This window comes from Vibrio sp. AH4, assembly GCF_030710545.1.
Lineage (GTDB): Bacteria > Pseudomonadota > Gammaproteobacteria > Enterobacterales > Vibrionaceae > Vibrio > Vibrio metoecus.
Window position 1 is genome coordinate 386,572 of record NZ_JALAIV010000001.1, and the last position, 12,497, is coordinate 399,068.

Genomic DNA, 12,497 nt, shown 5'->3' on the forward strand with positions numbered 1-12,497 from the left:
GTGCTGTTGCGTCCTCAAGAACTGGAAGGATGTATCTATGGTAGATAAAGCGCAGCGTTCGCGGGGTCTTTATACGCCTGAGTTAGAGCACGATGCTTGTGGTATCGGCTTTGTTGCTCACCTGAAAAATCGCAAATCTCATCAGGTAGTCACTCAAGCTTTGGACATGCTAGCACGCATGGAACACCGCGGCGGTCAGGGTTGTGACCCTTGCAGCGGTGACGGTGCAGGTATTTTGTTGCAAAAACCTCACGAATTTTTACTCGAAGAAGCGGTTAAGCTTGGCGTTAAACTGCCTTCATTCGAAAAATATGGCGTGGGTGTAGTGCTGTTCCCGAAAGACGAACACAAACGCGCCCAATGCCGCGATATTCTAGAACGCAATGCCAAACGCCTAGATCTGGATGTGATTGGCTATCGTGTTTTGCCAACCGACAACAGCATGTTGGGTGCCGACCCACTCAGCACAGAGCCACAATTTGAACACGTGTTCATTTCTGGTGGCCCAGGTATGCAGCCAGATGAGCTAGAGCGTAAACTGTATGTGCTACGTAACTACACCGTTCGCGTCTGCCTTGAGAGCGTCTCTAACATCGGCGATGATTTTTACATTAACTCGATGTCGTACAAAACCTTGGTCTACAAGGGTCAGCTGACCACAGAGCAAGTACCGCAATACTTCCTCGATTTGCAAAATCCGACCATGGTCACCGCACTGGCGCTGGTGCACTCGCGTTTTTCTACCAACACCTTCCCGAAATGGCGACTGGCTCAGCCTTTCCGCTACATCGCACACAACGGTGAGATCAACACCGTTCGCGGTAACTTGAACTGGATGAAAGCGCGCGAGGCGATTTTACAATCCAAGCTCTTTACCCAAGCTGAAATCGACATGCTGCTGCCTATCTGCCAAGAAGGCGCATCCGATTCCGCTAACTTTGACATGGTACTCGAACTGCTGGTGCTTTCTGGTCGCAGCTTACCTCACGCTCTGATGATGATGATCCCGGAAGCATGGCAAGAAAATAAAGCGATGGATCCCAAACGCCGCGCCTTCTACCAGTACCATGCCAACGTCATGGAACCTTGGGATGGCCCTGCATCCGTGTGCTTTACCGATGGGGTACAAGTCGGCGCAACGCTGGATCGTAACGGTCTGCGTCCGTCTCGTTATACCGTGACCAAAGACGATTTTCTGATCATGGCTTCCGAATCTGGCGTAGTGGAAATTGATCCTGCCAATGTGGAATACCGTGGTCGTCTGCAACCGGGACGTATCTTTGTGGCTGACCTAGAGCAAGGCCGTATCATCTCGGATGAAGAAGTCAAAGACGGCATCGCTTGCGCGCAGCCTTATGAAAAATGGGTAGAAGAAAACCTACTCAGCTTGAAAAAGCTGCCGGATGCCGACAACGTACATAGCCAACCGTCGCCAGAGCGTCTCCTCCACCGTCAACAAGCGTTTGGGGTGAGTAGCGAAGAGGTCAATGACATCATTCTGACCCTAGCACAAACCGGTTATGAGCCGCTCGGTTCGATGGGTGCAGACTGGCCAGTGGCCGTGCTGTCGCACCAATCTCAGCATCTCTCAAACTACTTTAAGCAGTTGTTTGCTCAGGTGACGAACCCACCGATCGACCCGATCCGTGAACGCATGGTGATGTCGCTTAACACCTATATCGGTCGCGATCAAAACTTGCTTTCTGAAACGCCTGCTCACTGCCGTAAGGTTGAGCTGGAATCACCTGTGATTTCTAACGCTGAGTTGGAAAAACTGCGTGCAATTGATAACGAGCACCTACAAGCCAAAACGTTGGACATCGTATTTCGTGCCAGCGACGAACCAGGCAAGCTAGAGCGTGCTCTGAAACGTATTTGCCAATACGCGGAAGATGCGGTGATTGATGGCTACTCGATCATTTTGCTGACCGACCGCGCGGTGAACTCCAACCATGCCGCCATCCCAGCGATGCTGGCCGTGGGCGCAGTGCACCATCACCTGATCCGCAAAGGTCTGCGTTCTAAATGCGGCATTGTGGTCGAAACTGGTGATGCGCGTGAAACGCACCACTTTGCTACCCTACTCGGCTACGGCGCGAACGCTGTTAACCCGTATCTTGTGGTGGAAACCATCGTTGACCTCAAACGTCAGAAGAAACTCGATGCTGATATTTCGGTTGAGAAATACTTCGAAAACTATCGTAAAGGCGTTAATGGCGGCTTGCTGAAGATCTTCTCAAAAATGGGAATTTCAACGCTGCAGTCTTATCACGGTGCACAGATTTTTGAAGCGCTCGGGATCAGCAAAGCGGTGGTGGACAAATACTTCACCGGCACCATCACCCGTATTCAAGGTTTAACCCTCGATGACATCGCCAAAGAAGTGTTGGTTCGTCATCGCATTGGTTACCCAACGCGCGAAATCCCACTGCAAGTGTTGGATGTCGGCGGCGTGTATCAATGGAAACAGCGCGGTGAACAACATCTGTTTAACCCAGAAACCATTCACCTGCTGCAGGAGTCCACTCGCCATAAAAACTACCCGCAATTTAAGAAATATGCGGCAGCGGTTGATAGCCAAGGCGATAAAGCGGTGACTCTGCGCAGCCAGCTCGATTTTGTGAAAAATCCTGCGGGTTCGATTCCGATTGAGGAAGTGGAACCGATCGAAAGCATTGTGAAGCGCTTTGCAACGGGTGCAATGTCGTTCGGTTCTATCTCTTACGAAGCGCACTCCACACTGGCGATTGCGATGAACCGCTTAGGCGCGAAATCCAACTCCGGTGAGGGTGGTGAAGACCCAATGCGTTTTGAACTGAATGCGAATGGCGATTCAGAACGCTCAGCGATCAAGCAAGTGGCTTCTGGCCGTTTCGGTGTGACCTCTTACTATCTGACCAACGCGGATGAAATCCAGATCAAGATGGCGCAAGGGGCGAAACCGGGCGAAGGCGGTCAGCTTCCTGGCGACAAAGTCGATGAATGGATCGGTGCAACTCGTCACTCCACACCAGGAGTGGGCCTGATTTCGCCACCACCACACCACGACATTTACTCAATCGAAGACTTAGCTCAGCTGATTTTCGATTTGAAAAACGCCAACCGTAAAGGCCGCGTCAACGTCAAACTGGTTTCTGAAGCTGGTGTCGGCACCATCGCTTCAGGTGTAGCCAAAGCCAAAGCCGATGTCGTTCTGATTGCAGGTCACGATGGTGGTACCGGTGCATCGCCGATCTCTTCTATCCGCCATACAGGTTTGCCTTGGGAATTGGGTCTGGCTGAAACTCACCAAACTCTGCTCAAAAACGGTCTGCGTAACCGCATCGTGGTGCAAGCTGATGGACAGATGAAAACCCCACGCGATATCGCGATTGCGGTACTGCTGGGTGCAGAAGAATGGGGCGTCGCAACCGCAGCACTCGTGGTTGAAGGCTGTATCATGATGCGTAAGTGTCACAAAAACACTTGTCCTGTCGGTATCGCGACGCAAAACAAAACCCTGCGTGAGCGTTTTGCTGGCCGTGTGGATGACGTTGTTACCTTCTTCCAATACATGGCTCAAGGTCTGCGTGAAATCATGGCTGAACTGGGCTTCCGCACCATCAATGACATGGTTGGCCAAGCGCACAAACTCAAAGTGCGTGATGATGTGGGTCACTGGAAATATAAGAATCTTGATCTGTCGCCCATCCTCTTTATTGAGCAGCCGCGCAGTGTCGATGGTATTTACTGCCAGACTCAGCAGAACCATCAGCTTGAAAGCGTACTGGATCGCACCTTAATCCAATTGGCGACGCCTGCCCTTGAGCGTGGTGAAGCCGTCAAAGCTGAGCTGCCGATTATCAACACCGATCGCAGTACCGGTACTATGCTGTCGAACGAAATCTGTAAAGTTTACAAAGACCAAGGCTTACCACAGCCAATGCAGGTGAAATTCAACGGCAGTGCGGGACAATCTTTCGGAGCCTTCCTCACTAAAGGCGTTTACTTTGAAGTGGAAGGCGATGCCAACGACTACTGGGGTAAAGGTCTTTCTGGTGGCACGCTGGTGCTCTACCCGAACCGTAACGCCACCATCGTTCCGGAAGAGAACATTGTGGTCGGTAACGTCTGTTTCTACGGCGCAACCTCTGGCGAATCTTACATTCGTGGCCTAGCCGGTGAACGTTTCTGTGTACGTAACTCAGGTGCCAAAGTAGTGGTGGAAGGTATCGGCGATCACGGCTGTGAATACATGACAGGCGGTGTCGCGGTGATCCTCGGCTCAACCGGTCGTAACTTCGCAGCGGGTATGAGTGGCGGTGTGGCTTACGTTTGGGATAAATCTGGCGACTTCAAATCTAAGCTGAATGCTGAGTTAGTCGATTTAGATCCAATCGAAGCGGAAGACAAAGCCCTACTCAAAGAAATGTTAACCAAGCATGTTCAATTCACAGGAAGTGAAGTGGCCAAAGCTTTCCTTGCCAACTTTGACGCAAGCCTAGCCACGATGGCCAAGGTGATGCCGCGTGATTACAAAGCGGTACTGCAAAAGCGCAAAGAGCAGGAGCAACAAGCCACATTAGCAGCGGAGGCGGTATAAATGGGTAAAGCAACCGGATTTTTAGAATTTGGTCGTGAACTGCCGAAAAAAATCGACCCGGCAGAGCGGATCAAAAACAACAAAGAGTTCGTTCTTAACCAAGAGTTTGGTAAGAAGATCAATCAGCAGGCTTCACGTTGTATGGATTGTGGCGTGCCGTTTTGTCATAACGGCTGCCCGATTGGCAACATCATTCCCGAGTTTAACGATGCGGTGTATCGCGACAGCTGGGAAGAGGCTTGGAATATTCTGAGCTCGACCAATAACTTCCCTGAGTTTACCGGTCGTGTTTGTCCTGCTCCTTGTGAAAGCGCGTGTGTGTTAGGTATCAACCAAGATCCGATCACCATCTGCAACATTGAAAAAACCATTGTGGAACGCGCTTACCAAGAAGGTTATGCCAAGCCGAAAACGCCACGTTCACGCACAGGCAAAACGGTCGCGATCATTGGCTCCGGACCTGCGGGGCTTGCCGCGGCTGAGCAGTTGAATGCAGCGGGTCATAGCGTGACCGTGTTTGAACGTGATGAAAAAGTCGGCGGCTTGCTGCGCTTTGGCATTCCGGATTTCAAACTCGGCATGGATGTGATTGATCGCAAAATCAATGTGATGGAGCAAGCGGGCGTTAAGTTCGTGGTCAATGCGCATATCGGTGTAGACATCAACGCTCAGCAACTGCGTCAGGAGTTTGATGCCGTGTTGCTGACGGGCGGATCAACCGTACCACGCGATCTGGGGATTCCGGGACGTGATCTGAAAGGCGTTTACTTCGCGATGCAATTCCTCGCGCAAAACAACCGCCGCGCCAATGGAATGGATCTGAAAGGCGAAGAGATCCACGCCAAAGGCAAACACGTGGTGGTGATTGGTGGTGGCGATACTGGCTCTGACTGTGTGGGAACTTCTAACCGTCATGGTGCTGCAAGCATTACTCAAGTTGAGATCATGCCGATCCCATCAAAAATGCGCCCAGTGAATATGCCTTGGCCGCAATATCCGATGATTCTGCGCACTTCCACTTCTCACGAAGAAGGCTGTGAACGTCACTGGAATATCCTCACCAAAGAATTCATTGGTAATGAGCAAGGTGAAGTAACGGGTCTACGCATTGCTGACATCGTGTGGAAAGATGCGGCGCCCGGTGAGCGTCCAAGCTTTGACGAGATCGCAGGCAGTGAGCGCGTCATTCCTTGTGATATGGCGTTTCTGGCGATGGGTTTCTTGCATCCTGAACCACACGGTGTGCTTGCTCAGCTCGGCATTAAACTCGATGAACGTGGCAATGTGGCAACGCAAGACTTTGCGACCAACCAAAAAGGCGTATTCGCCGCAGGCGATATGCGCACAGGCCAATCACTGGTGGTGCGTTGCATCAACGAAGGACGTGAATGTGCGCGAGCCGTTGATACCTTCTTGATGGGCAATACCCACCTTGAAGCTAAAGCTGACTCATTAATGCTTTCAGCGTAAGTGAGTACCAAGGCGTGAGTCATACATCCTGACCCACGCCTTAACGTGAACGTTTCCTTCCATATTGTTTTACTTCGGCCAGCATTCCCTGCTGGCCTTTTTTACGCCTATTCTCATTGCACGGGATAAAACCTTGAGTTATCTGTAACTGAGAGAAAACTATCCCATTGAATATAATGACATTATTTGAAGAATTCCTCGGCAAATCTCCCTCAAACCCTATTTTTAACCAATAACTTGACCTTTTGCACAATAAGCTATAGGTTGTGAATTCGGTGAAAATAAAACCCCGCAAAAATGTTAATTAATTAACCTTAAATGTTAGTTAAATATTCAAAATATAAAAATTCAAATGAATAGTTAGTCATTTACTGTCTGGATGACAGAGAAGCAAAGGGAGAATTGCAATGGCTCTATACGATCCAAGTCTTGAAAAAGACAACTGTGGATTCGGCTTGATCGCGCACATGGAAGGGCAAGCCAGCCACAAACTCGTTCGTACTGCGATTTCAGCACTTGATCGCATGACTCACCGCGGCGGTATCGCTGCCGATGGCAAAACCGGTGATGGTTGTGGTCTGCTGCTGCAAAAACCAGACTCTTATTTGCGCCTGATCGCAGAAGAGCAACATTGGAAGCTCAGCAAACAGTACGCGATCGGGATGCTGTTTCTCAGCCGAGATCCGCAAAAAGCGCAACAGGCACAACAGATTGTTAATCAAGAACTCGCCAAAGAAACCTTAAGTGTTGCGGGCTGGCGCAAAGTACCCACCAACCCGAAAGTGCTTGGCCCGATTGCTCTCGATTCTTTGCCAGACATTCAACAAGTCTTTATCTCCGCGCCTGCAGGTTGGCGCGAACGCGATGTTGAGCGCCGCCTTTATATCGCGCGCCGCCGGATTGAAAAACAGATCACTGATGATCGTGATTTCTATATCTGTTCGCTCTCCACACAAGTGTTGGTCTACAAAGGCCTGTGCATGCCCGCAGATTTGCCACGCTTTTATCTCGACTTAGCAGACCTACGTATGGAATCAGCGATTTGCTTATTCCACCAACGTTTCTCCACCAATACTCAGCCACGCTGGCCTCTGGCTCAGCCGTTCCGCTATCTGGCACACAATGGGGAAATCAACACCATTGATGGTAACCGCCAGTGGGCGCGCGCGCGTGCTTATAAATTTGCTTCACCATTGTTGCCCGATCTACAAACCGCCGCGCCTTTCGTGAATGAAACCGGTTCTGACTCCTCAAGCTTAGATAACATGCTGGATCTGTTTTTAGCCGGCGGGATGGATATTTTCCGCGCGATGCGCATGCTGGTTCCGCCCGCATGGCAAAACCATCCGGATATGGATCCGGATCTGCGTGCATTCTACGATTTCAACTCTAAACACATGGAGCCATGGGATGGTCCAGCTGGGATCGTACTTTCCGATGGTCGCTACGCCGCGTGTAACCTTGACCGTAATGGCCTGCGCCCTGCGCGTTATGTGATCACCAAAGATAAGCTCATCACCCTCGCCTCCGAAGTCGGGATTTGGGATTACGCGCCGGATGAGGTGTCCGAAAAAGGCCGAGTTGGCCCCGGTGAACTGCTGGTGATCGATACTCGCAAAGGCAAAATTTGGCAATCGAGCGAGATCGATAACGATCTGAAAAGTCGCCATCCGTATCGTGAATGGATGGAAAACAACGTTCACAAACTGACACCATTCTCAGAATTGCCTGACGATCAGGTCGGTGAGCGCAGCTTCGAACAAGATCTGCTCAAAACTTACCAAAAGCAGTTTGCGATGAGCAACGAAGAGATCGATCAAGTGCTGCGTGTACTTGGTGATATGGCGCAAGAAGCGGTCGGCTCAATGGGCGATGACACGCCGATGGCGGTGCTTTCCTCAAAAGAGCGCCTGATCAGCGATTACTTCCGCCAAAAGTTTGCTCAGGTGACGAACCCACCGATCGATCCATTGCGTGAAAAACATGTGATGTCGCTGGCCACCAGCATTGGCCAAGAGATGAACGTGTTTTGTGAAACCGATGGCCATGCGCATCGTGTGACGTTTGGCTCGCCGGTATTGCTCTATTCAGATATGCAGCAACTGCTGACATTGAGTGATCAACACTATCGCAACACGATTCTCGACATCAACTTCGATCCGCAAGAGAAAGATCTCAAACAAGCCGTGCTCGATTTGTGTGATAAAGCAGAGCAAGTGGTGCGCGAAGGTACGGTATTGATCGTGCTTTCCGACCGCGCATTAACGGCAGATCGCTTGCCAATCCCTGCCGCGATGGCGGTGGGTGCAGTACAAGCCCGTCTGGTTGAAGCCAATCTACGCTGCGATGCCAACATCATTATTGAAACTGGTGCCGCGCGCGATCCACATCACTTTGCGGTGCTGATCGGCTTTGGTGCCACGGCCGTTTATCCTTACCTTGCCTACGAAACGCTGGGCAAAATGATTGATGATGGCGCACTGCAAAAGAGCTATCGCGAAGTGATGCAGAATTACCAATACGGCATCAACAAGGGTCTGTACAAGATCATGTCCAAAATGGGCATTTCGACCGTTGCCTCTTATCGCTGCTCACAACTGTTTGAAGCCGTAGGTCTGCACCGAGATGTGGTTGATCTCTGCTTTAAAGGGGTAACCACACGCATCCAAGGTGCGAACTTCGACGATTTTGAGCAAGATCTGTTCAACCTATCACGTAAGGCATGGGCAAAACGTAAACCTCTCGAACACGGCGGTTTACTCAAATACGTCCACGGTGGCGAATACCACGCCTACAACCCAGATGTGGTTGGCACACTACAAAAAGCGGTGAAATCTGGCGAAACGGTGGATTACCGCGACTTTGCTAAACAAGTCAACCAGCGCCCAGTGGCCATGCTGCGTGATTTGCTGCGTTTGAAAACCTCGGATAAACCGCTGCCACTGGAGCATATTGAGCCCGCCAGTGATCTCTACAAACGCTTTGACTCCGCCGCCATGTCGATTGGCGCGTTAAGCCCAGAAGCACACGAAGCGTTGGCCACTGCGATGAACCGCTTGGGCGGTTATTCCAACTCAGGTGAAGGTGGTGAAGATCCACGCCGCTTTGGCACCGAACGTAACTCGCGTATCAAGCAAGTCGCTTCTGGCCGCTTCGGGGTAACACCGCACTATCTAACCAATGCCGATGTGCTGCAAATTAAAGTCGCTCAAGGGGCAAAACCCGGTGAAGGCGGTCAGCTTCCGGGGCACAAAGTCACCGCTGAGATCGCGAAACTGCGTTACTCCGTTCCCGGAGTAACCTTGATTTCACCGCCGCCACATCACGATATCTACTCGATTGAAGATTTGGCGCAGCTGATTTTCGATCTCAAACAGATCAACCCGAAAGCCTTGGTCTCAGTCAAACTGGTGTCTGAGCCGGGCGTTGGCACGATTGCAACTGGTGTTGCGAAAGCTTACGCCGACCTTATCACCATCTCAGGCTATGACGGCGGCACCGCAGCTAGCCCGCTGACTTCCGTAAAATATGCGGGAAGTCCGTGGGAGCTCGGTTTGGCGGAAACGCAACAAGCACTGGTCGCCAACGGTCTGCGTCACAAGATTCGCCTGCAAGTCGATGGTGGTTTGAAAACCGGACTCGACGTGATCAAAGGGGCAATTCTAGGGGCGGAAAGCTTTGGTTTTGGTACTGCGCCAATGGTCGCGATGGGGTGTAAATTCTTGCGTATTTGCCACCTCAACAACTGTGCAACTGGTGTGGCAACGCAGGATGAAACGCTGCGTAAAGACTACTTCAAAGGTCTACCAGAAATGGTGATGAACTATTTCAAAGGGTTAGCTGAAGAAGTGCGCGGATATCTGGCCGAATTAGGTGTTGAAAAGCTCACTGATCTCATCGGCCGCACCGATCTACTGGAAGTGGTAGAAGGCATGACCGCGAAACAGAGCAAACTGGATCTCACCGATCTGCTTGAAGCACCAGTGTCACCACAAAATCTGCCGTTGTATTGCACCGAACCGAACACGCCGTTTGATAAAGGGGCACTTAACCAGAAGATCGTGGAAGATGCGTTAGCGGCTGTGGAAAACCAGCAATCGCTGGAGCTGTATTACAACGTGATCAACACCGATCGTTCAATTGGCGCGCGCCTGTCTGGAGAAATTGCCAAACGCTACGGTAACGTGGGTGTGGCCACCTCCCCGATCAAGCTCGTACTCAACGGCACGGCTGGTCAATCGTTCGGAGTCTGGAACGCAGGTGGTCTTGAGCTGTATCTCACCGGTGATGCCAACGACTATGTCGGCAAAGGCATGGCGGGTGGCAAAATTGTGATTCGCCCTCACCAAGGCACCGCTTTTGTGTGTAACGAAGCGACCATTATCGGCAACACCTGCTTGTATGGTGCAACGGGCGGTAAACTGTTTGCCGCAGGTAAAGCTGGCGAGCGTTTCGCGGTACGCAACTCCGGCACGATTGCGGTGATTGAAGGCGCTGGCGATAACGCCTGCGAATACATGACCGGCGGTATCGTCGCCATTTTGGGCGCAACGGGCGTGAACTTTGGCGCCGGTATGACTGGCGGCTTTGCTTACGTACTGGATGAAAACGGCGATTTCCAAGGTCGTGTTAACGATGAATCCGTTGAAGCGGTAGCCTTGACTGATCTGTATATCCACCAAGAACATCTGCGTGGCCTGATTGCAGAGCATCTTGAAGAAACCGGTTCAGCACACGCTGAGCAGATTTTGGCGAACTTTGATGAATGGATTCCGAAGTTCTATCTGATTAAACCACAGGCAGCGGACTTACGTACCCTGCTCGGCCATCAGAGCCGCAGCGCAGCTGAACTGCGCGTGCAAGCACAATAATTGGAAGGAGCCTGATTGATGAGCCAAAACGTTTACCAATTTATCGATGTCAGTCGTGTGGATCCGGCGAAAAAGCCCCTGCAAATCCGCAAGATTGAGTTTGTCGAAATTTATGAGCCCTTTACTAAGCAACAAGCCACCGCACAGGCCGATCGCTGCCTCGATTGTGGTAACCCTTACTGTGAATGGAAATGCCCAGTGCACAACTACATTCCGCAGTGGCTGAAACTGGCCAATGAAGGGCGCATTATTGAAGCGGCTGAATTGTCGCATCAAACCAATAGCCTGCCAGAGGTGTGTGGCCGAGTATGCCCGCAAGATCGTCTGTGCGAAGGTTCATGCACTCTGAATGCTGACTTCGGTGCCGTCACCATTGGTAACATCGAAAAATACATTACGGATACCGCCTTCGAAATGGGCTGGAAACCGGACATGTCCAACGTGGTCTGGACCGATAAAAAAGTGGCGATCATCGGCGCGGGCCCAGCAGGTCTTGCCGCAGCGGATGTTCTGGTGCGCAACGGGGTACGACCTGTGGTGTTTGATCGCTATCCAGAAATCGGCGGCCTGCTCACCTTTGGTATCCCGTCGTTCAAGCTAGAAAAAGGGGTGATGGAGAATCGTCGCCGCATTTTTAGCGAGATGGGTATCGAGTTTCGTCTTAATGTCGAAGTTGGCCAAGACATCACACTGCAACAACTGTTGGATGAGTACGATGCCGTCTTTCTCGGCGTCGGTACCTACCAATATATGCGCGCAGGCTTAGCCAACGAAGATGCTTCTGGCGTTTACGATGCACTGCCGTTTTTGATCTCCAATACCTATAAAGTGATGGAGCTAGCCAGCAATCAACCCTTCATTGATATGGCAGGAAAAAACGTGGTGGTACTCGGTGGTGGTGATACTGCGATGGACTGTGTACGAACCTCGATTCGCCAAGGTGCGTCTCGCGTGATTTGTGCTTATCGCCGCGACGAAGAGAACATGCCCGGCTCACGCCGTGAAGTGAAAAACGCCAAAGAAGAAGGCGTGGAATTCATGTTTAACCTGCAGCCATTGGGGATTGAAGTGAATAACCAAGGCCAAGTGACCGGCGTGAAAGTGGTCAAAACTGCGCTCGGAGAACCCGATGCAGCAGGCCGTCGCAAACCTGAACCGGTCGCCGGTAGTGAACACGTATTGCCTGCCGATGCCGTCATCATGGCATTTGGTTTCCAACCGCACAAAATGGCTTGGTTAGAGCCGTTTGATGTCGAGCTCGATCAATGGGGACGTATCAAAGCATCCGCGCAGCAAACTTATCAATATCAAACCACCAACCCGAAAATTTTCGCCGGTGGTGATGCGGTTCGTGGTTCTGATTTGGTGGTGACGGCGATTGATGAAGGACGTAAGGCAGCCGAGGGAATTCTCGACTATCTTGGAGTCTAGCTCACACTTTTACGAGAACATTGACGCAAACAACAAAGGATTCATAGTGTTATGGATCCTTTTTTATTTTTGCTACCTATAATGAGCACAAAATATATTCATATATGCCCTTCCAACCGAATATTGCAGGGAAGAAGAGCATA

At 51.1% G+C, this 12,497-nt stretch carries 4 protein-coding genes; all 4 read left to right on the forward strand.

Features of this window, described 5'->3' with window-relative positions:
- The first annotated feature begins 37 nt into the window (after positions 1-37).
- The 4 genes from gltB (MKA69_RS01920) to MKA69_RS01935 all read left to right on the forward strand — a co-directional run bounded on the left by gltB (MKA69_RS01920) (position 38) and on the right by MKA69_RS01935 (position 12,354).
- Positions 38-4,582, forward strand: coding sequence for a glutamate synthase large subunit (gene gltB, locus MKA69_RS01920; protein ID WP_055027563.1), 4,545 nt, complete (start codon positions 38-40; stop codon positions 4,580-4,582).
- Positions 4,583-6,052 carry a glutamate synthase subunit beta gene (locus MKA69_RS01925; RefSeq protein ID WP_305847419.1) on the forward strand — a complete coding sequence of 490 codons (1,470 nt, stop codon included), beginning with the start codon at positions 4,583-4,585 and terminating at the stop codon, positions 6,050-6,052.
- Positions 6,053-6,459: 407 nt separating this feature from the next.
- The gene (gene gltB, locus MKA69_RS01930) at positions 6,460-10,923 is read left to right on the forward strand and encodes a glutamate synthase large subunit (RefSeq protein WP_305847420.1); all 4,464 of its coding nucleotides are present in this window, start codon (positions 6,460-6,462) and stop codon (positions 10,921-10,923) included.
- A gap of 18 nt (positions 10,924-10,941) precedes the next feature.
- On the forward strand, positions 10,942-12,354 hold the full coding sequence (locus MKA69_RS01935; RefSeq protein WP_000081724.1) for an FAD-dependent oxidoreductase: 1,413 nt from the start codon (positions 10,942-10,944) through the stop codon (positions 12,352-12,354).
- The last annotated feature ends 143 nt before the right edge of the window (positions 12,355-12,497 follow it).

What these genes read in the sequence shown, in the direction of transcription:
- gltB (WP_055027563.1), top strand. Translation starts at nt 38, where the DNA reads ATGGTAGATAAAGCGCAGCGTTCGCGGGGTCTTTATACGCCTGAGTTA.
- MKA69_RS01925 (WP_305847419.1), top strand. Translation starts at nt 4,583, where the DNA reads ATGGGTAAAGCAACCGGATTTTTAGAATTTGGTCGTGAACTGCCGAAA.
- gltB (WP_305847420.1), top strand. Translation starts at nt 6,460, where the DNA reads ATGGCTCTATACGATCCAAGTCTTGAAAAAGACAACTGTGGATTCGGC.
- MKA69_RS01935 (WP_000081724.1), top strand. Translation starts at nt 10,942, where the DNA reads ATGAGCCAAAACGTTTACCAATTTATCGATGTCAGTCGTGTGGATCCG.